This is a genomic window from Mycolicibacterium pulveris (assembly GCF_010725725.1).
Lineage (GTDB): Bacteria > Actinomycetota > Actinomycetes > Mycobacteriales > Mycobacteriaceae > Mycobacterium > Mycobacterium pulveris.
The window spans coordinates 5,389,710-5,409,681 of sequence record NZ_AP022599.1 but is presented as its reverse complement, the minus strand read 5'-3'; the positions used below and the strand labels follow the sequence as shown (position 1 = coordinate 5,409,681).

General features: G+C 67.7%; 17 protein-coding genes. 8 read left to right on the top strand and 9 right to left on the bottom strand.

Annotated features, from left to right (window positions below; all coding sequences use genetic code 11):
- Window positions 1-71 precede the first annotated feature (71 nt).
- Together G6N28_RS26220 and G6N28_RS26215 are read left to right on the top strand one after the other, a co-directional pair.
- A complete protein-coding gene (locus G6N28_RS26220; RefSeq protein ID WP_163905512.1) occupies window positions 72-386 on the top strand; it encodes a carboxymuconolactone decarboxylase family protein in 315 nt (104 codons plus the stop codon).
- The gene (locus tag G6N28_RS26215; RefSeq protein ID WP_163905510.1) at window positions 383-958 is read left to right on the top strand and encodes a carboxymuconolactone decarboxylase family protein; all 576 of its coding nucleotides are present in this window, start codon (window positions 383-385) and stop codon (window positions 956-958) included. Before G6N28_RS26220 ends, G6N28_RS26215 begins: the two co-directional genes overlap by 4 nt.
- Here the strand turns inward: G6N28_RS26215 and G6N28_RS26210 are convergent.
- Window positions 955-2,001, bottom strand: a complete 1,047-nt coding sequence (locus G6N28_RS26210; RefSeq protein WP_235674703.1) for a peptidylprolyl isomerase — start codon at window positions 1,999-2,001, stop codon at window positions 955-957. The genes G6N28_RS26215 and G6N28_RS26210 overlap by 4 nt on opposite strands.
- A 3-nt stretch (window positions 2,002-2,004) precedes the next feature.
- The gene (locus tag G6N28_RS26205; RefSeq protein WP_163905508.1) at window positions 2,005-2,883 is read right to left on the bottom strand and encodes a peptidylprolyl isomerase; all 879 of its coding nucleotides are present in this window, start codon (window positions 2,881-2,883) and stop codon (window positions 2,005-2,007) included.
- Window positions 2,884-2,987: 104 nt separating this feature from the next.
- On the opposite strand from G6N28_RS26205, the gene G6N28_RS26200 reads away from it, so the two are divergent.
- From G6N28_RS26200 to G6N28_RS26190, 3 genes are all read left to right on the top strand, one after another.
- Window positions 2,988-3,662, top strand: coding sequence for an MBL fold metallo-hydrolase (locus G6N28_RS26200; protein ID WP_163905507.1), 675 nt, complete (start codon window positions 2,988-2,990; stop codon window positions 3,660-3,662).
- Complete coding sequence (gene hisS / locus G6N28_RS26195) at window positions 3,662-4,927, top strand: histidine--tRNA ligase (protein WP_163905504.1); 1,266 nt, start codon at window positions 3,662-3,664, stop codon at window positions 4,925-4,927. Before G6N28_RS26200 ends, hisS begins: the two co-directional genes overlap by 1 nt.
- 470 nt (window positions 4,928-5,397) lie before the next feature.
- Entirely contained in the window at window positions 5,398-9,000 is a 3,603-nt protein-coding gene (locus G6N28_RS26190; protein WP_163905502.1) for an Ig-like domain-containing protein, read from the top strand.
- A gap of 10 nt (window positions 9,001-9,010) precedes the next feature.
- Here the strand turns inward: G6N28_RS26190 and G6N28_RS26885 are convergent, their stop codons facing one another.
- Window positions 9,011-9,559 carry a hypothetical protein gene (locus tag G6N28_RS26885; RefSeq protein WP_179962151.1) on the bottom strand — a complete coding sequence of 183 codons (549 nt, stop codon included), beginning with the start codon at window positions 9,557-9,559 and terminating at the stop codon, window positions 9,011-9,013.
- A 138-nt stretch (window positions 9,560-9,697) separates the two neighbouring features.
- Between G6N28_RS26885 and G6N28_RS26180 the strand changes: the two genes are divergently transcribed.
- Window positions 9,698-10,120 carry an Rv2576c family protein gene (locus tag G6N28_RS26180; RefSeq protein ID WP_163905500.1) on the top strand — a complete coding sequence of 141 codons (423 nt, stop codon included), beginning with the start codon at window positions 9,698-9,700 and terminating at the stop codon, window positions 10,118-10,120.
- Window positions 10,121-10,127: 7 nt separating this feature from the next.
- Here the strand turns inward: G6N28_RS26180 and G6N28_RS26175 are convergent, their stop codons facing one another.
- Window positions 10,128-11,030: a haloalkane dehalogenase gene (locus G6N28_RS26175; protein ID WP_163905498.1), complete on the bottom strand. Its 903-nt coding sequence runs from the start codon at window positions 11,028-11,030 to the stop codon at window positions 10,128-10,130.
- A gap of 39 nt (window positions 11,031-11,069) precedes the next feature.
- Window positions 11,070-13,295 (bottom strand): RNA polymerase recycling motor ATPase HelR, encoded by a 2,226-nt coding sequence (gene helR / locus G6N28_RS26170; protein ID WP_197745802.1) that lies wholly within the window; start codon window positions 13,293-13,295, stop codon window positions 11,070-11,072.
- A 165-nt stretch (window positions 13,296-13,460) separates the two neighbouring features.
- Here helR and G6N28_RS26165 point away from each other — a divergent pair, with 165 nt between their 5' ends.
- A complete protein-coding gene (locus G6N28_RS26165) occupies window positions 13,461-14,477 on the top strand; it encodes an Rv2578c family radical SAM protein (RefSeq protein WP_163905496.1) in 1,017 nt (338 codons plus the stop codon).
- Here the strand turns inward: G6N28_RS26165 and G6N28_RS26160 are convergent, their stop codons facing one another.
- The 4 genes from G6N28_RS26160 to G6N28_RS26145 all read right to left on the bottom strand — a co-directional run bounded on the left by G6N28_RS26160 (window position 14,478) and on the right by G6N28_RS26145 (window position 18,958).
- A complete protein-coding gene (locus G6N28_RS26160) occupies window positions 14,478-15,734 on the bottom strand; it encodes an acyl-CoA dehydrogenase family protein (RefSeq protein ID WP_163905494.1) in 1,257 nt (418 codons plus the stop codon).
- Window positions 15,731-16,876: an acyl-CoA dehydrogenase family protein gene (locus G6N28_RS26155; RefSeq protein ID WP_163905491.1), complete on the bottom strand. Its 1,146-nt coding sequence runs from the start codon at window positions 16,874-16,876 to the stop codon at window positions 15,731-15,733. Before G6N28_RS26155 ends, G6N28_RS26160 begins: the two co-directional genes overlap by 4 nt.
- Before the next feature lie 85 nt (window positions 16,877-16,961).
- Window positions 16,962-18,185 (bottom strand): amidohydrolase family protein, encoded by a 1,224-nt coding sequence (locus G6N28_RS26150; protein WP_163905489.1) that lies wholly within the window; start codon window positions 18,183-18,185, stop codon window positions 16,962-16,964.
- A 110-nt stretch (window positions 18,186-18,295) separates the two neighbouring features.
- The gene (locus tag G6N28_RS26145) at window positions 18,296-18,958 is read right to left on the bottom strand and encodes a TetR/AcrR family transcriptional regulator (protein WP_163905487.1); all 663 of its coding nucleotides are present in this window, start codon (window positions 18,956-18,958) and stop codon (window positions 18,296-18,298) included.
- Between the two features lie 82 nt (window positions 18,959-19,040).
- On the opposite strand from G6N28_RS26145, the gene G6N28_RS26140 reads away from it, so the two are divergent.
- Complete coding sequence (locus tag G6N28_RS26140; protein WP_163905485.1) at window positions 19,041-19,925, top strand: acyl-CoA thioesterase; 885 nt, start codon at window positions 19,041-19,043, stop codon at window positions 19,923-19,925.
- Window positions 19,926-19,972 lie beyond the last annotated feature (47 nt).

Genomic DNA, 19,972 nt, shown 5'->3' with positions numbered 1-19,972 from the left:
AACCGGAGTGATCTGAACGTAGGCGTATCGTCTGAGCCGGTCAAAACTTCGACGGCTTCGGGCAACTGAAAATGGCTGATATCACCGAACTTCACCGCGCGCTCATCGCGCGCGTCCTTGGCGGCGGGGGACAGGCGCCGTCGGCGCTGCGCCGTGCGGCTTACGACAACGCCGGTCTCACCGACCCGCTGCGCACCCTGGCCGACAAGGTGGCTCACCAGGCCCATCAGGTGACCGACAAGGACGTCGCGGCCGCCAGGGCCGTGGGCCTGAGCGAGGATCAGATCTTCGAAATCGTGGTGTGTGCCGCGGTCGGACAGGCCAGCCGCCAGTACCAGTCCGGCTTGACCGCGCTGACCCGCGCCATCGAAGGCGGCGCACGGTGAGGCTCAACGTCCTCGAGCGGGGCCACCGCCTGCGCACCAAGGCGTTGTTCAAGCTGGTGCGGCTGGTTTCGCGGCAACCGGTTGTCGATGCGGTGAAGCTGGCGATGTACCGCCCGGAGTTCTACGGCGCCGGCGAGCTCACCCATGAGGCGATGCGCGGACCGTCGGCGTGGTCGGTCGGCGACCGTGAGCTGATGGCGGCGTACGTGTCGAAGGTCAACCAGACCCCGTTCTGCATCGCGGCGCACTCGGCCACCTCAGGCCTGTGGTACGGCGACGACGAGAAGGTCGCCGCCACGCTCGCCGATCTGGATACTGCACCGATCGACGAGCCCCTGCGGGCCACGCTCGGGCTGCTCGGCACCCTGACACGGGAGCACCGCGTGGACCCCGATGACGTCAGTGCGGTGCTGGCGCACGGCGTGACTCCCGCCCAGATCGAAGACGCGCTGGCGGTGTGTCTGGCGTTCAACATCACTGACCGGCTGGCCGACGCCTTCGACTTCGACCTCGCCACCCCGGAGGCCATGACCGCAGGCGCGCGGTACCTGTTGAAGCGCGGCTACCGCTAGCCGATCTCGACCGATTCGATCGTCACGTCCACGGCGGGCGTGCCCTCGTCGCCGCCCCCGGCGACCCCCTCGGCAGCGATCTTGTCCAGCAACGCCAACCCGGCCGCGTCGATGGTGCCGAACGCGGTGTAGGCCGGCGGCATGGGCGAATCGTCGAAGATGAGCAGGAACTGGCTGCCGTTGGTGCCTTGACCCGTGTTGGCCATCGCCACCGTGCCGCGCGGATACCGGACCGGAAGCCGCAACGCCGGGTCGTTGAGCCGGTACTGGTTGGTGGGGTACTCGTTGGGGAACTGATAGCCGGGCCCGCCGGTGCCCTTGCCGGTCGGATCTCCGCACTGCAACGCGTGCCGGGTCGCGGTGGTGCTCAACAGGTGACACGTCGTGTCGTCGAAGAACCCTTGCCGCGCCAGGCTGGTGAAGCTGTTCACGGTGCACGGCGCCTTGGCGTTGTCCAGCTGCACCCCGATCGCGCCCTGGTTGGTGGTGATCGTGGCGTCGATGCCCGGCGGATCGGTCACCACCCGGCCGACCCGAGGGCCGTTCACCGGCTTGCTGGGGCGTTCGACGGTCTCGGGGTACTGGCAGTTGGCCCCGGGCGGGGCCGGGGGGTCGAACGCCGGCAGCTCGGCCGGCGCGGCCGTGTAGCGCGGCGACTCCGGGTACAGGTCGACGTCCTGCAGGGCAGTGGCCAAGAACATGAACAGCAAGATGCTGATCACGATCGCCAACACCGTGAAAGCCGTGATCGCGTAGCCGATGACCAGACCCGCGACCGCCAGCCCGCGACCCTCTTCGCCGGTCTTCTTGATCTGTGACAGCGCCATGTGGCCGAACACGATGCCCAGCGGTGCGAGCAGGAACGCGCACACCAGTGAGGCGACGGCCAGCCCGTTGGTGCGCGCGGGCGGGGGATAGCCATAGGGAGATCCGTAGCCATAGCCATAGCCATAGCCATAGCCGGAGTACTCCGGCGGATAGTCGTACGGCTGCTGCCCGAACTCGCCGCCCGGCAGCGGTTGTGGTGGCGGCGGGACGGTCACCGATCAGTCCAGCAGGATCGACGTCACCTGGACGTCTTGAGCCGGCGGGCCGTCCTCGCCGCCGCCGGCGACCCCGGCCTCGGCGATCTTGTCGAGCGTGGCCAGCCCCGTCTCATCGATGGTGCCGAACACCGTGTAGTTCGGCGGCAGCTGCGAGTCCTGGTACACGAGGAAGAACTGGCTGCCGTTGGTGTTGGCGCCGGCGTTGGCCATCGCCAGCGTGCCCCGCGGATAGGTGACCGGCTGCATCAGCTTGGGATCGTCGGGCTGGTACTGGTTGGTCGGGTACTCGTTGGCGAACTGGTAGCCCGGGCCGCCGGTGCCCTGCCCGGTCGGGTCACCGCACTGCAGCACCGACAGCGACTCGCTCGTGGTCAGGCGATGACACGGGGTGTCGTTGAAGTAGCCCTGCTGAGCCAGGCTGGCGAAGCTGTTGACCGTGCACGGCGCCCTGCCGTTGTCGAGCATCAGCCCGATGTTGCCCCGATTGGTCGACATGCTGGCGCTGACTTGGGCGGGCTCGGTCGGCACCTTGCCGCTGCGCGGTGGACCGACCTCCTTGGCCGGTTCGCCGGCCGCCGGATACTGACAGTTTTCGCCGAGCCCGGCCGGTGCGGCGAACGCGGGCAGACCGCCGGGGCCCGTCGCCGCCGGCGTCGTGGTGGTGGCCGGCGCGGTGGTGGGGTCCGATGCGGTCTCGGTGTCGGAGTCGCGTTTGGTGAGGACGAAGGCCGTGACGGCGGCGCCGACGACGACCACGGCTGCGACGACCGCGCCGATGATCGTGAGGATGCGGCGCCTGCGGGCCCTTTGCTCCCGTCGCTCCAGTTGACGCTCGAGCTTGCGCTTCGCCGTGGCACGACGCTGTTCGTTGGTCGGCACCGCCCTGTGTCCTCCTCGTGTCGATTGGTCGGAAACGAGTGTGCCAGGCATCGCTGTGTGTGGCGCTGCGGGCCGCGCTCTGGCGGGATGGAAAACTGGAGGTTGTGTTGATCACCGGCTTTCCGGCAGGCATGTTGGCGTGCAACTGCTACGTGCTGGCCCACCGGACCGGGGCGGACGCCATCGTCGTCGACCCCGGCCAGCGGGCGATGGGGCCGTTGCGCCGGATCCTCGACGAAAACCGCCTGACCCCGGCGGCGGTGTTGCTGACCCACGGGCACGTCGACCACATCTGGTCGGCGCAGAAGGTGGCCGACATGTACGGCTGCCCGGCCTTCATCCATCCCGAGGACCGATACATGCTGACCGACCCGATCAAGGACTTCGGTCGGGGTGTGATCGGGGGCCTGGCCCAGTTCGCCGTCGGCGCCATGTTCCGCGAGCCCAAGCAGGTCGTCGAACTGGACCGCGACGGCGACAAGGTCGAGCTCGGCGGCATCACCGTGACCGTCGACCACACGCCCGGCCACACCCGCGGGTCGGTGGTGTTCCGGGTCTCGGAGGGCCCCCAGGAGGTCGTCTTCTGCGGCGACACGTTGTTTCGCCAGTCCGTCGGCCGCACCGATCTGCCGGGAAGCAGCGGCCGGGATCTGCTCGGTTCGATCGTGGACAAACTATTGGTGCTCGACGACGACACCGTGGTACTACCGGGGCACGGTGAGAGGTCCACGATCGGCTTCGAACGCCGTAACAACCCATTTCTCGAAGGCTTGAGCTAGTGACTGAATTTCAGGCGCCCAAGGGCGTCCCGGATTACCTGCCGCCCGAGTCCGCGCAGTTCGTCGGTGTGCGCGACGGCCTGCTCGACGCCGCCCGGCGCGCCGGCTACGGCGACATCGAGCTCCCGATCTTCGAAGACACCGCGCTGTTCGCCCGCGGCGTGGGGGAGTCCACCGACGTGGTGTCCAAGGAGATGTACACCTTCGCCGACCGCGGCAACCGCTCGGTGACGCTGCGCCCGGAGGGCACCGCGGGGGTGATTCGCGCCGTCATCGAACACGGGCTGGATCGCGGGCCGTTGCCGGTCAAGCTCTGCTACGCCGGGCCGTTCTTCCGCTACGAGCGTCCGCAGGCCGGCCGGTACCGCCAGCTGCAGCAGGTCGGGGTGGAGGCGATCGGTGTCGACGATCCCGCGTTGGACGCCGAGGTGATCGCCATCGCCGACGCCGGCTTCCGGTCGCTGGGCCTGGACGGGTTCCGCTTGGAGATCACCTCGCTGGGCGACGACACCTGCCGTCCGCAGTACCGCGAACTGCTGCAGGACTTCCTGTTCAAGCTCGACCTCGACGAGGAGACCCGCCGTCGCGCGGAGATCAACCCGCTGCGCGTGCTCGACGACAAGCGGGCGCACGTGCAGGAGATGACCGCCGACGCGCCGGTGATGCTCGACCACCTCTCCGACGGCGCCAAACAGCACTTTGACAGCGTGCTGGCGTATCTGGACGCGCTCGAGGTGCCCTACGTCATCAATCCGCGGATGGTGCGCGGGCTGGACTACTACACCAAGACGACGTTCGAGTTCGTGCACGACGGCCTCGGCGCCCAGTCGGGTATCGGTGGCGGTGGCCGCTACGACGGGCTGATGCGCGAACTCGGCGGAAAAGACCTGTCCGGCATCGGCTTCGGGCTCGGGGTCGACCGCACGCTGCTGGCGCTGGCGGCCGAGGGTAAGACGGTCGGCGGAACCGCGCGTGTCGAGGTGTTCGGGGTGCCGCTCGGCGAGCAGGCCAAGGCCAAGCTGGTGGTGTTGGCCGCCCGGCTGCGCACCGCCGGCGTGCGGGTCGATCTGGCGTACGGCGATCGGAGCATCAAGGCCGCGATGAAGGCCGCGGACCGCTCCGGGGCGTCGATCGCGTTGGTGGCCGGCGACCGCGACATCGAGGCGGGCACCATCGGAGTGAAGAGCATGGCGACCGGTGAGCAGGTCGACGTACCCGCCGACGACGTGCTCATCGAAGTGCTCTCCCGCCTGGGCCGCGCCTAACTCCCCTTTTGGCTTGGCCCTCTTGGGCGCGAGCGTGCGCGTCTGAGGGCGACACGCCGACAAATATCGCGAGTTCACGCACGCTCGCGCCGGGGTCACTCTCGACCAGGATTCCAAGCCCGCCGACGGTCCGGCCGATGACATCGGACCCGGGCGGCGTCGGCGGTCATCACCAGCCCGCGGTTAACAATCGCGCGTGATTTGTGAAATAGCTCCAGCAAGCCGAACCGCTCATCGGAACTCCGGCTACGAATTCAAACCGGGGTGCTGAGACCACACAGAAAACTCGGTTTCGTCTGCGGCTCCAAAAATATTTCCGATCATGTTAATTTGTCTCCTAGTCTCGCGTCGTCCAATCAGGGCGGCAGGGATGTTGTCGAATTACACGAGCTTTGGGCTGGCCGCTCTTCTGGCAACTGACACACGTTGCAGAAACGGCGGGGCCGACGGGATACAGCTAAGGAGATGCGTTGGCCGCTCCCAGCCCGCGAAAGCCGCGTCGGACGAAAGGCCGCCACCGCAAACCCGCCAAGACCAAGAACTGGCTGGGGGTCGGCGCCGTCGGCGTCGGCCTGGCTACCGCCCTCGTCACCGGCCAGGGGGTGGCGGCGGCAGACACGGCAGACTCGACGGCCTCGCAGGGTGACCCCGGCGGAGGCGCCACCGACAGCCTGAGCGAGACCGATGCGGGTAACCCCGCCGGTGCCGACCAGGAGCACTCCCACCTCGACGATCTCGACGATTTCGACGACACCGACTTCGGCGAGGACGATCTCACCGAGGAGGACACCGAGACCGGCGCCGACGACGAAGCCGACACCGAAGCCGACACAGAAGAGGAACTGGAGCCTCCCGAAGAGGTCGATGATCCGGCGGGGATCGATCCCGAGGCCGCCGATCCGGACATCTCCCCGGCGCCCGAGCAGCCCAATGCGCCTGATGAATCAGCCGGTGAGCTAAGCCCTGCACAACCCTCGCCCGACGACACCTCGGTCACGGGAGATCCCGCTTCGCCCATCGCCGACAGCCCCGATCCGGGCGACACCGAAGCGAACATTGACCTCGAGGCCGCTTCGGACGGCGAGCCCGACGCTCCAGGAGCCGCCGAAGGTGTTCTGGGCGACAGCTCCGACGAATTGACCGTTTTGGCCGCGTCCGCGAGCTCCGTCGAACAGGACGAAGAGGGCGAGGAAGTCGACACCGAGGAACTCGAAGCGGCTGTCACCGAGATGGCCCGTGAGCTGCTGCGGCAGCTCGGAATCACTCCGGACAACAACTCGACGCCGACGACGCCCGTCGGCGTGTTGCTTCAAGCGCTGTGGGTGTCCAGCCGCCGCAACGAGGACCCCTTCGTCGCGCTGGTCGGAGCGTTCGGCGCGGTCGCCGAGTTTGTGGGCGAATCGGTGCTCGCAGACCTCAGTACGTCGATCGGCTGGATCCCCGGGGTGGGAACAGCCATGTACGCCGTCAGCGCTCTGTTCAACGCCACCGCGCTCGGCGTTGCCGTGCTGCGTGGCGATCAGGCTGATTTCTTCGACGAGATCCAAGACCTTGCCCGCGATGTCGTCGGCATGGTGCCGGTCATCGGTGCGCCGCTCGCAGCCGACATGTACAACGGGGTTCCTCTGATGACCAGCGCGGCCGCGCTCATGGGAGTCGGGGTTGCCGATGTAACCGCCGCGGCGCCCATACCCGGGACGGGCGAGTGGTACTTCCAGGGCGTCCTCGCCCTGGCCGTCAACCGGTTGGCCGGCTGGCCCGGAGGGCCGTGGAATTTTGTCGACTTCACCAACTTCCAAACCGACCAGACGCTCGACCTCGCCGACGACCAGCTCGAGGCCCTGCTCGCCGGCGCGGCTCCGGGAAGTCCGGCGCGGTGGGTTCCTGATCTCCTCGATATCTTCGGGATGTTCGTCGTGTCGGCGGTCCCCGGTTATACGTTCGCGGACACGCTCAACGCGATAGGAGACCTCCTGAACCGGGTGGCTCCGCCGTTCACGATCGCCCCCGGGGCAGGCACTTTCGACATCATCAACCCGTACAAGATCACGGGCGCTGCCGTCGTCGGGGCGGCGACGGTGCTGAAGAACATGCTGAACGGCGTCTACGACCCGGTTCAGATCGAGATCGACATCATCAAGGCGACCACCGGGGCGACCGTCACCGAAGCGGACCTCAACGATTTCAACAGCCTGCTGGCCAAGGTCGCTGCCGCGCAGGCGGCGGCGTTACTCGGCGGCGACGGTGGCGCATTCGCCGATCCGGAGCGGGCCTGGGACATCACCCTGCCAGCTTGGACACCCCAACAGGTCAACCCGTTCACGCTGGTGACCTACGTCGGGCTGGTCGCGGTCTACAAGCGGTTCCAGGAGATGGCCGTCCTGTTGGAGTTCGACACCTGGACGACGTACGACAGCTGGCTCTACACCCTCAACCTGGGCAGCGTAAATTCGCAGTCCGAGTATGCCGCTGGGACGTTCCACGTGGAGGACGAATTCGGTCGCTCGGTCACCTGGTTCGGGGTGTCCCAAGGTGGGACGTACGTGTCAGAGGGCGGGGCGTTGGTCACCATCAACACCTCCGGTGGTGGGTTCACCTACACCAACACGCTCCCCGGCGCGGCGTTCTTCCACCGGGCGACCTCGGAAAACGAGGCCGACAGGTACGACATCGTCCACATCCCGGTGGAATCCGCGGATGGCGTCAGATTCACGCTCCCGTTCAAGATTCTGATCATCGACGGGACGAACGCCAACCCGACCACGAGCGCGCCCACCGTGGGCGCCCCAGACGCACTGGGTGTGGTGCGCGGCAAGATCAACGCCAGCGACTCCGACGGCGACACGTTGACCTACACGCTGGTGCAGTCGTCGGTCAACGATCTGGATGGCAACTCCGCCTACACCAAGAACGGCTCCGGCGGCAACGGCGGCATCGTCACCATCAACCCGACGACAGGCGACTTCACGTATGTGTCGTCGTCGACGGCCGGCGCCACCCAGAGCTTCCAGGTGCGGGTCGGGGACGGTCACTACGGCAGCGCCATCGTGACGGTGACCGTGCCGAACGTCACCTCGATCACCCCGGCCAACGTCACCAAGCCGCAGCAGTACGTCGTCAATGGATCGGTGCCGATCCCGCCCGCCGACGTCGGCATCTTCACCGGCTACGCGCTGGGAACGCCTCCGGCGAAGGGCACGATCACGGCGTTCGATCCGATCACCGGGACCTTCACCTACGTCCGCGACGAGAATCTGGGCCACAGTACGACGGCCGACGACGTGGTCACCATCGTCGCGACCGACGCCAACGGCCGCACGGTCACCCTGCGGATGGGCGTCCAGCCGGATGTGCCCAACACCGCTCCGACCCTGACTCTGACCGAGGCGCCGACGGTCGGCACGCTGATCGGCACCACTCAGACCAGCGGCGGGAAGCTGACGTACTACGACGCCGACGGCGACGCTCCGATCTGGCCGACCAGCGTGACCAGTTCGCGTGGGGCCACCGTCACCATCGCCGCCGACGGTCAGTTCACCTACACGAGCAACCTGACGACCGCACAGCGGCACGCCGTCGCCAGGATCGGCGCCGCGGGCAGCACCTACAACGGCGTCAACCTGGCCGCCTACGAAGACGCGTTCACCATGACCGTCTCCGACGGGTTCGGCGGCACCGCCCAGCTCACGGTCGTGGTGCCGATCTACGCGATCAACTCCAGTCCCACGCTGAGCCTCGGCCCCCTGGCGTGTGCGTTCACCAGCTGCACCATCACCATCACGACGACAGACCCAGACGGCGATGATCTGAGCGGCGGCCTGAATACCTCGAACAACGGCAACGGTGACCCGTGGTACACCCTCGAAAGGGGCTCCGTCACCATCAACGCGGGCAACCAGCACACGATGACCTGGGGTGGCAACACCAACGGCCTCGGTACCCAGCAAACCGGTGACCAGAGATACACCGTCTACGACGGCCACTACCGGGTTGACGGCGGCGTCGTCGACACCAGCTACTTCACCCGTGCGTGGGTCGACTGGCATGACACCACCAGGACCACGGGGAACTAACGCCGCTACCTCACGTGATGTCCCGGATTTCAGGACGGCCCTGGGCGATCGCGGTAAGCACCGCGTCGACGCCGCCGACGCCGCCGTCGAACGGGTTGCCGCGCTTGAGCACCTTCGTGCCGCCCGGCGTCACCGCGACCAATTTCGGTGAGCTCGAACCGATCTGGAGGCGTCGCGCAAACCGCACCTGATCCAGTTGCACGATCGCGCCGCCCCGATAACTGAACAACCCGAGCTTGCGGTCGATCACCGCCACGGGCCGGCACTCGTGCAGTGGCCGGCGGCGATTGCGTCGGATCCTGCGCACCACCACGAACGCCGACGCCGCCAGCACGGCCCCGGCCGCCACGAACGCCGCGCCCAGCGCCTGCGAGGGCGTGCCGGTGACGAGTGCGACGGCGCCGAACCCGCCGATGACGAGGGTGAGCACGCCCAGCACGAAGGCCAGCACCGCCAGCGGTCCGGTGCCGCGGTCGATGACCAGGACACGGCGCCCGTCGTCGGTGACGACGAGACCGCCGGTGTCGGCGAGCACCCGGGTTTGCGATGTTGCATCCACGGATGCAGCGTGCCACCTCGCTCGTCGCGAGCGTGCGTGAACTCGCCCAGATCGTCGGCGTGTCGGCCTCAGACCCGCACGCTCGGCGGAAAAAAAGAGGGGTGTAACGGTTCGGTAGGGTTCGGCGATGTGACGGATATGCGAACTGCGACAATTCGGGTCGGGGCAGCGCTCGCGCTGGCGGCCGCATCGATCGGGGTCAGCCAGGCGACGGCGAACGCGGAGCCGACCGTCCATCAGGTCCGATACACCCTCACCTCACCGGGCAACGCCGCCGATTACAAGCTCAACTACCTGGTCGCGCAGCCGCCGAGCATGGAGGCGTACAACGCCGACGCCTATGCGTATCTGAAGAGCGAGCAGATCGATCTCGGCCCGGGCGCGCCGTGGGTGTTCGAAACCACGCTCGAGGATCCGCAGTGGGCGATCCTCACCGCGAGCACCGGTGTACACGCGATGCAGGCCGCGCCGAACCCGCACTGTGAGATCGCCGTCGATGGCGAGGTCGTGGTGCAGAACAGCGGGCCGTACACCGCGCACTGCCAGCTCGGGAAGTGGTGACCCGCCTCTAACCGTGCGCCGCGCGAAGCGCGCGCACGAACGCGGCGACGGCCTGGCCGATCTCGTCGGGGCTGTCCTCCTGGATGAAGTGCGTTCCCGCGACGGTGACCTCCGTCTGATTCGGCCAGGTGCGCACGAAATCGCGGACACGCCCGCGAGTGATCGCGCCGGGCTCGGCGTTGACGAACAGCTTGGGCACCTCGCTGTGGGCCAGCCATCGGCCGAACTCCTCGACGATCGCGACGACGTCGGCGGGTTCACCCTCGATCGGGATGTTGCGCGGCCATGACAGCGTCGGGCGCCGATCCTCCCCGGGGGTGCGGTACGGCGCGCGGTAGTGATCCATCTCCTCGTCGGTGAGCCTGCGCTGAATCGCGCCGGGCAGAACGGCTTCGACGAACAGGTTCTGCTCCAGGATCAGCGCCTCGCCTTCCGCGGAGCGGAACCCCTGAAACAGCGGGCGGACGGGTTCAGGGAAATCCGCCCAATTGATCGGCATGGCAATGGCTTCCATGTACGCGATGCCCGCGACTCGGTCGCGGTGTTGGTTCGCCCAGTCGAAGCCCAATGCCGAGCCCCAGTCGTGCACCACGAGCACGACCCGGTCGCCGAGGTCAAGCGCGTCCCACAGCGCGAACAGGTACTCGCGCTGCTCGGCGTAGTGGTAGCGGTCCGGCCCGGGGTCGTCGAGCTTGTCCGAGCCGCCCATGCCGATCAGATCGCACGCCACCAGGCGGCCCAGCCCCTCCAGGTGCGGCATCACGTTGCGCCACAGGTACGACGAGGTGGGGTTGCCGTGTTGGAAGACGATCGTCCAGCCGCCCGCGTCGACGCCCTCGTCGACGTAGGCCATCCGCTTACCGAGGACCTGCGTGTGCCGCAGCTGTCCGTACGGTTGCGCTGCCACCACGGTGCGAATCTTGCCAAACCGGCGGTGCCGCCGTCGCGGTTACGCCAACTGTTGTTTCTCCTTCTCGACGAGCGGGTCCAGGCCCGTCAGAACCTCCGGCAGCGGGGCGGTGTGCAGCACCCCGAGCCGTTGGGTGGCGCGGGTCAGTGCGACGTAGAGCTCGGCGGCGCCGCGCTGGCCGTCGGCGAGGATGCGGTCCGGCTCCACCACCAGGACGGCGTCGAACTCCAAGCCCTTCGTCTGCGCCGGGGTGCGGACACCGGGCACACCCGGCGGGCCGATCACCACGCTGGTCCCGTCGCGGCCGGCCTCCTCGCGCACGAACTCGTCGATCGCCGCGGGCAGGTCTTCGACGCCCACCCGACGAGACCAGGGCCGAACCCCGCACGCGCGCACCGATTCCGGCGGCCGCACACCGGGTGCGAACTCCGCGAGCAGGGCCGCCGCGACGTCCATGATCTCCGCGGGCGTGCGGTAGTTCACCGTCAGCGACCGGTAGACCCACCGGTCGGGCACGTACGGGGCCAGCATCGCGTCCCAGGACGTCGCGCCCGCCACCGACCGGCGCTGGGCGAGATCGCCGACCACCGTGAACGACCGGTTCGGGCAGCGCCGAAACAGCACCCGCCAGTCCATCTCCGAGAGCTCCTGGGCCTCGTCGACAACGACGTGGCCGTAGGTCCAATCCCGGTCCGCCACAGCGCGTTCGGCGACATCGCGGTTGTCGCGTTCGGCGAACCGCTCGGCGAGATCCTCGGCGTACAACAGGTCCTGGGCCAACAGATGGTCCTCGTCGTCCATCAGGTCCTCGCGCGCGACCATCAGCTCCAACACACCCGCGGCGTAGGCGGCCTCGGCCTTGCGTTGCCGCTCGGCGGTCCGGTCCGCGGCCGGGTCACGGCCGAGCAGGTCGACGAGTTCGTCAAGCAGCGGCACGTCGGCCACGGTCCATGCGGTGCCGTCGGCGCGGTACAGCGCGGGGTCGGCTCCTGCGGCGGCCAGCCGTTCGGTCGACGAATACAGTTGGGACAGCAGGGTTTCAGGTGTCAGGATCGGCCACAGTTCGTTGAGTGCGGCGGTGAACGCCGGGTTCTCGCGCAGCTCCTCGACGAGGTCGGCGCGCAGGTCCTCCCAAGCTTGACGGTCCTCGCGGGTCAGCCAGCCCCGTCCGATGCGCGCAATCGCCCGCTCGGTCAGTACGTAGGTCACGATCTCGGTGAACACCGCGCGGGCCTCGTTGTGCGGCCGGCCGCTGTCGCGTGCCTCCTGCCGTGCCCACTGCGCGGTTTCGGCGTCGATGCGCACCGTGACGTCGCTGAGCTCGATCTGCAGCGGGGTCTCGGGCAGTCGTTGCCGATCGGCGATCGCCGCGGCGAGCACGTCCAGCATCTTCAGTGACCCTTTGAGCTGGGCGGCCCGCGGCTCGTCCTGGGCGGTGACGCGCAGCCGGGGCACCAGGTCGCCGGTGGTCATGAACACGACGTTGGTCTCGCCCAGCGACGGCAGCACCCGGCCCACGTAATCCAGGAACGCCGGGTTGGGCCCGATCACCAGGACGCCGTGGCTTTCCATGCGTTTGCGGTGCGTGTAGAGCAGGTAGGCCACCCGGTGCAGCGCCACGACGGTCTTTCCGGTGCCCGGGCCGCCCTCGATCACCAACACACCGGGATGGTCGAGGCGGATGATCTCGTCCTGTTCGGCCTGGATCGTCGCGACGATGTCGCGCATCCCTTCGCCGCGGGGTGCGTTGATCGCGGCGAGCAGGGCCGAGTCCCCGGCGAAGGCGGTGTCGTCATCGGCCCTCTCACCGGGCCGGACGAAGACCTCGTCGGTGAAGTCGAGGATCCGACGGCCCAGGGTGTGGAACTGGCGCCGCCGACGCATGCCCTCCGGGTTGGCGGCGGTGGCGACGTAGAAGGCGCGCGCCGCGGGCGCCCGCCAGTCGATCAGCAGCGGCTCGTAGTCGTGGTCCTCGTCGAGCAGCCCGATGCGCCCGATGTAGGAGCGCTCACCAGCGATGCTGTCCAGCCGGCCGAAGCACAGCCCGTGGTCGGCCACGTTGAGCCGGTCCATCTGCGCGGCCAGCCCGCGCACCGCGGCGTCGCGCTCGACCAGGGTGCCGCCGTCCTGCTTGTCGACAGGAGCGCGCAGGGCGGCGTCGTACTTGTCCTTGAGCCGGGTCCGTTCGGCGTCCAGCCGCGCATAGAGCCCGGTCACATAGTCCCGCTCAGCCTGCAGTTCGATCTCGTAGTCGTTCGTTGTCACGTGCCTCATTTCGTGAGATAGCGCTTCGGCCAAGGAGTTTGACGCATCACCCCGGTCTTGCCGCAAGCCCCCCTGCGCGCGGTATGGTGAAGTGGGAATCACCGAGGGCCTCCGTACAACGTACCGACGCTTGACATCGGCTCGAACGTCAGTTCGAATGAGGATATGCGGTGGGACGGTCAGGCGGTCAGCGTCGACGACGGCGCCCTGCCCGGGCTGCAGCGCATCGGCTTCGTGCGCAGCGTGCGCACCCCCCAGTTCGACGGCATCACGTTTCACGAAGTGCTGTGCAAGTCGGCGCTGAACAAGGTGCCGAAGGCCTCCCAACTGCCGTTCCGATACACCGTCAACGGCTACCGCGGGTGCTCGCACGCCTGCCGGTACTGCTTCGCGCGACCCACCCACGAGTACCTCGACCTGGGCTGCGGCGCCGACTTCGACAGCCAGGTCGTCGTCAAGACCAACGTGGTAGACGTGCTGCGCCGGGAGTTGTCGCGCCCGTCGTGGTCGCGCGAGACCGTCGCGCTGGGCACCAACACCGACCCGTATCAGCGCGCCGAAGGGCGCTACGCACTGATGCCCGGAATCATTGCCGCACTTGCTGATTCGGGTACACCGTTTTCGATCCTCACCAAGGGCACGTTGCTGCGCCGGGACCTGCCGCTGATCACCGAGGCCGCCCGCCGGGTCGACGTCAGCGTCGCGGTGTCCCTGGCGGTGGCCGACCCGCAGATCCACAACGACGTCGAACCCGGTACGCCGACGCCGCAGGCGCGCCTCGGGCTGATCACCGCGATCCGCGAGACCGGTCTGGACTGCCACGTCATGGTGGCGCCGGTGCTGCCGTACCTGACCGACTCGGCCGAGCACCTCGATACCCTGCTGGGCCAGATCGCCGCTGCCGGAGCCACCGGTGTGACGGCGTTCGGGCTGCACCTGCGCGGTTCCACCCGCGGGTGGTTCATGAACTGGTTGGCGCGCTCACACCCCGAACTGGTTGCGCCCTACCGTGATCTGTACCGGCGCGGAGCGTATCTGCCGCAGGACTACCGCCAGGCGTTGGACGAGCGGGTGACGCCGCTGATCGCCAAGCACGGGCTGGCCCCGGACCGTCGTTCGTTTCGTACGGTGTCCACGCCGGCCGCCCCACCCGCCGAAGCGCTCCAGCCCACGCTGTTCTAGCTAGCCCTTGTTGCGCTTGACCTCTTTGAACGGCACCCCGCGGTCGGCGGCGTGCTCGCGGGGGAAACCCAACACCCGCTCACCGATGATGTTGCGCGCGATCTCGGTGGTGCCTCCGCCGAGCGCGGCGGCCTGCCGCGACAGGTAGCGCTCGCCGTGCCGGATCAGCTGATCTCCGAGGTCCACCACCCCGGCGCTGGCCGTGAGCGCCAGCGCGGTGTCGAACTCCAGATGGTGGATGTCGGCGTGGGTGACGCGGATGATCGAGCCGGCCGCCGGGGGAAGCGACCCGTCGAGCACCCCGTGGTACACGTGCTCGATGAGCTGCTCGCGCACGGCGCGGTGCACCAGCGCGCGGCCGGCCATCTCCTGGGCGCGCTCGCTGTCGGCCTGACCGGTCGCCTCCAACAGCGCGACGTAGTCGATCGGCACATCGGACTTGCCCTCGGCGCCGATCCCGCTGGCGAACTCCGAGCCGCCGCCCACCGCCCGCCGCTCGTGGTAGAGCTGGCGCGATGCCACCTGCCAGCCGCCGTTGACTTCGCCGACGACGGCATCGTCGCCGAGTTCGAGGTTGTCGAAGAACTCCTCGCAGAACTCGACCGAGCCGTTCACCTGTTTGATGCGCCGCAGCGTGATGCCCGGGCTGTTGATCGGCACCAGAAACATCGTCAGGCCCTCGTGCTTGGGCACATCCCAGTCGGTGCGCGCCAGCATCAATCCGTAGTCGGCGGCGAACGCGCTGGTGCTCCAGGTCTTGGCGCCGTTGATCACCCACTTGTCGTCCTTGCGGTCGGCGCGGGTGATGACGCCGGCCAGGTCGGACCCGCCGCTGGGCTCCGAGAGCAGCTGCACCAGAACCTCGTCGCCGCGCAGCACCGCCGGAATGTGCTTCTGCTTCTGCTCTTCGCTGCCGGTGTCGAGGATCGTGGCCGCGCAGATCGTGAAGGTCGGGGTGTTGAGGATGATGGGAAGCTCGTAGCAGCGCGAAACCTCGTCGAACGCCTTCTGATAGGCGATCGGAAGACCGAGACCGCCGTACTCCTTGGGAAAGCAGATGCCGGCGAATCCGCCTTCCCACAACCGCTTCTGCAGTTCCCGGGCGCGCAGCCACGGTTCCTCTTCACCACGGTCGTGTTCGGGCGGGTTGTTCGGGTCGATCGGGGGCATGTTCTCGGCCAGCCACGCCTGCGCACGGGCGGCGAATTCCTCGACGGACTCCGTCGTCTCGGTTGGCGCCGATGCGGTTTCGGTCATGAGGCCTGCTCCAATTCCCCGCCTGCCTTGGTGAGCGCGTACACGCGCAGGTTGTGTTCTTCGGGTGTGCCGAACAGCGAGCGGTACAACGTGACGCGCCGCAGGAACAGATGCAGGTCGTGCTCCCATGTCACGCCGATGCCGCCGTGCAACTGAATGCAGTCCTGCAGCATCCCCGGGGCATGTTCTGCGCAATAGGATTTCGCGATGCTGACCGCCATCTCCCCGCCCGGCGAACGCGCAGCCACCTCCGCCACGGCCGCGTTCGTCGTCGCGCGGCACGCCTCGAACCAGATCTTCAGGTCGGCGTACTTGTGCTTGAGCGCCTGATACGAGCCGATCGGCCGGCCGAACGAATGCCGGTCGAAGCCCCACTGAATCGTGAAGTCCAACACGGTGTCCAGGACGCCGACGATCTCGGCGCACTGAAGCATCACCGCGATCTGGTTCTGCCTCGCGATGATCGCCGGTGTCTGCTCGGCCGACCCGACGAGCGCCGAGCCGTCGACCTCGACGCCGTCGAAATGCACACGGGCATAGGTCTTCACCATGTCGATCGAGCGCTGCCGTTCCACGCGCACGCCCGGGGCATCGGTCGGCACCAGGAACTGGCGCACGACGCCGTCGCACTGGGCGACCACCAGCAGGACCGCGCTGTCGGCGCCGGCTTCGACGCGGTCCTTGACCCCGTCGATGCGATAACCGCCGCCGGTCGCGGTCGCGGTGACCGACGACTGCGTCGGCGACCACTGCTTGCCGGGTTCGTAGACCGCCCACGACGCGACGGCTTGGCCGGACACCAGTGATTCGATGGTGTCGCCGTGGTTTTCAGGAGCTTCCGCCAGTGCCGCCAGCACCGTGCTGACCGGATGCAGCGGCCCGGGTGCGACGACCTTGCCGCAGAGTTCGGCGACGAGCGCCAAGTCTTTCACCCCGTCACCGGAGACACTTCCGCCGCCGATGTCCTCGGGCACGAGCAGGCTGGTCCAGCCGAGTTCGGCGGCGCGACGCCACCACTCGCCGTCGAACGAGGTGCCGGCGTCGTGCAGCTCGCGCAGCCGGGTCAGCGACGCTTCTTTTTCGAGGAACGACTGCGTCGTCGAGGCGAACAGCAGCACCTCGGGATTTGCGGCGTCGGTCATGAGATCAGTTCAGCCTCTTCGAGGGTCAGTGCTCGCGCCGCGGGAAGCGCGCCGAAGCCGACGCGCTTGCCGCGGCCGAACCGGTTCAGGCGGGAATGACGAGAGGCGGCACGTCCGGGTTGTGGACGATCTCGTTGGGAACCTTGAACAGGTCGATCATGTTGCCACCCATGACCTTTCGCTGGCCCTCCTCGTCGAGGCCCTGCAGGTCGTCGATCAGGTGGGTCGGTTCGGCCAGCCCCTCCGGATGCGGCCAGTCCGAACCGAAAATCACCCGGTCGATCCCGATGAGGTCGGCCATCTGCGTGAAGTCGTCCTCCCAGAACGGCGCCACGTAGACCGCGCGCTTGAAGGCGTCGATCGGGTTCTCCGGGAACTCCTGCGGCATCTTCTTGTAGACGCTGTCGAACTGCTTGAACAGATATGGCACCCAGTCGGCGCCGTTTTCGATGGACAGGATCCGCAGATCGGGGTTGCGGGTCACCGCACCGTGGCACACCAGCGCGGCCATCGAGTCCTCAATCGCACGCTTGCCCATCGAGACCATCCGGAATGCGGTCGGCTTGAACGGCAGGTACTCGGCGGCGGGTTCCCAGTCGTTGAGGTACTCGGCGTACCCGGAGTCCGACGCGTGCATCGAGACCGGGATTCCGGCCTTCACGCACGCCTGCCAGAACGGGTCGAACTCGGGCAGGCCGAACGAGCGGGTGCCACCTACGCCCGGTACCGGCGCCGGGCGGACGAGCACGGTCTTCGCGCCACGTTCCAGACACCACTCGAGCTCCTCGAGCGCGCGGTCGATGATGCCGAGGTTGATCACCGGGGTGGAGAAGATCCGGTCCTCGTAATTGAACTGCCACGTCTCATACATCCACTCGTTGAGCGCGTGGATGACGTCGGCGATCAGCACGGGGTCGTCCTTCATGCGTTCCTCGACCAGGCTGGCCAGGGTCGGGAACATCAGCGAGTAGTCCAGGCCGAGACCGTCCATCACCTCGAGGCGCGCCGCGGGGTCGCGGAACGCCGGGATCGCCTTCATCGGCTTGCCCATCACCTCGCGGAAGCTCTTGCCGCCGCTGCCGTGCCGGAAGTACTCCTCCTGCGCGCCGGGCCGGGCCACGATCTCGAACGTCGGGTTGGGGATGTAGTCACTGACCTGGTTGCGCACCATGATCTTGGTCCGGCCGCGGACCTCGATGTAGTCGATGACGTTCTTGCGGTGGTCGGGCAGGAACTTGGTCAGCGCCTCTTTGGGCTCATAGAAGTGGTTGTCGGCGTCGAACACCGGATAGGGGAGCTTGCGGGCCATTTCCGCCTCCTGGAAGTCGCGTTCTGCAGTGCTGGTAATGACATTACCACGTCTGTACCAGCGAAAACACCACCCCTGGTGAGCCTGGGCGTTCGCGGTTATCGCGCAGGTCAGGTGCGGTCGTCGGGTCCGGCGCGCAGGCCGCCGACGCAGAATTCGTAGATGTGGTCGGCGTCGATCGGCACCCCGTTGAGTTCGGCGCCGAGCACCTGCAGCCGCATCGCGCCCAGGGCGGACTGCATGATCAGCGCGGCCTTGGCGTCGACATCGAGGTCGGCTCGGAATGCGCCCTCGGCGATGCCGCGCTCGATGATGTCCTTGATCAGCTCGTGCAGCGGGGACAACACACGCGCATACTCCCGCGGCAACGTCTCGGCGAGGTGGTCGTTGTAGTAAGTCAGGCCGCGGTTGACCTTGTCCTGGGTGGTCGATTCGGCCGGGGTGCAGATGCGGTCGATGAGCACCCGCAGCGCCGTGGTGCTCGGCAGTCCGGCGGTCTCGTCGCGCCACCTGCGGGTGGACTCCGACATGATCTTGTCGATCAGCGCCAACAGCAGCTCGTCCTTCGTGGAGAAGTGCTGGTAAAAGGACCGCAGCGAGGTCTTGGAGCGCTCGACCACCTCGAGCACGGTGAAGTCGGTGCGCCCCGTCTCTCCCAGGATCGCCAGCGCGGACTTCATGAAGCGCTTGGAGCGTGACTCGGGGTCGACGGCGGCGTCCGCGGTTGATGCCGGCCGAGCGGCGCCGGCCGAGCGGCCGGTGCTCTTCGCCATGGTGGACAACCCTCCGGGTGCTCGCGGTGACTGCTGGTAATGACGTTACCGCTTTTGCCGAAGCTCGGTTAGTGTTCGGTCCATGACGACAGAATCAGCGCAGACACCATGGACCGTGCCGGGGCTGCTCGACCTGTTCGACGTGAGCCCCGACGGGCAAGACCGTTTCACCGCCCCTACCGGTCCCGCCGGCGAAGACGAACGCCAGGTGGTCGAGGGCGCGCAGGTGCTCGCACAGGCGATTGTCGCTGCGGCCAAACGGTTTCCGGACAAGTCGGTGCGCTCGGCGCACGCGGTGTTCGCACGGGCGGTGATGGTCGGCGCCGGCCCGGTCGAGCTGGAAGTCGACGTCGTCGCCGAAGGGCGTTCCACCGCAACGGCTGTCATTGCGGCCAAGCAGAACGGCAAGCGGTGCATCACGGTGACGGTGCTGGCCGACGTGCCCACCGCCGACGTCATCCGCCACCACCTGCCGCGCCCCGACGTGGCCGGACCCGCCGACGCCAACGCCTCGGAGATGCCGATGGTCGGCCGCCAGCTGCGGCTGGTCGACGTGGTCGACGTCAACAGCCCCGACGAGGTCGGCCCGCCGGAGTTGTACGCCTGGCTGCACTACGACCCCATCCCGAGCCGTGATGACCTGGCCAAGGCGCTGATCGCATATTTCACCGGGCACCTTGGTATTTCGACGACGATGCGGGCGCACGCGGGGATCGGGACGGCACAGGCGCACCTGACCGTCTCGACCGCGCCGATGACGGTGTCGGTGAGCTTTCACGAGCCGTTCGCGTGGGACGGCTGGATTCTGTACAGCCACGAGAGCACACAGGTGGGAGCGGGAATGTCGTATGTGCGGGGCACGGTGCACACCGAGGCGGGTGAGTTGATCGCCTCCTTCGCCCAGGACGCGTTGATCCGGCCGTTGCGCACCACCGACACCGCGATCAAGGAACAGTCTCGGCTCTAACTCTTTCAGCGCGAGCTTTCTAGGCGCGAGCAGACGTGTACACCCCC

Coding starts and splice junctions, on each gene's coding strand:
- G6N28_RS26220 (WP_163905512.1), top strand. CDS start 72: ATGGCTGATATCACCGAACTTCACCGCGCGCTCATCGCGCGCGTCCTT.
- G6N28_RS26180 (WP_163905500.1), top strand. CDS start 9,698: ATGCGAACTGCGACAATTCGGGTCGGGGCAGCGCTCGCGCTGGCGGCC.
- G6N28_RS26165 (WP_163905496.1), top strand. CDS start 13,461: ATGCGGTGGGACGGTCAGGCGGTCAGCGTCGACGACGGCGCCCTGCCC.
- G6N28_RS26160 (WP_163905494.1), bottom strand. CDS start 15,734: ATGACCGAAACCGCATCGGCGCCAACCGAGACGACGGAGTCCGTCGAG.
- G6N28_RS26155 (WP_163905491.1), bottom strand. CDS start 16,876: ATGACCGACGCCGCAAATCCCGAGGTGCTGCTGTTCGCCTCGACGACG.
- G6N28_RS26150 (WP_163905489.1), bottom strand. CDS start 18,185: ATGGCCCGCAAGCTCCCCTATCCGGTGTTCGACGCCGACAACCACTTC.
- G6N28_RS26145 (WP_163905487.1), bottom strand. CDS start 18,958: ATGGCGAAGAGCACCGGCCGCTCGGCCGGCGCCGCTCGGCCGGCATCA.
- G6N28_RS26140 (WP_163905485.1), top strand. CDS start 19,041: ATGACGACAGAATCAGCGCAGACACCATGGACCGTGCCGGGGCTGCTC.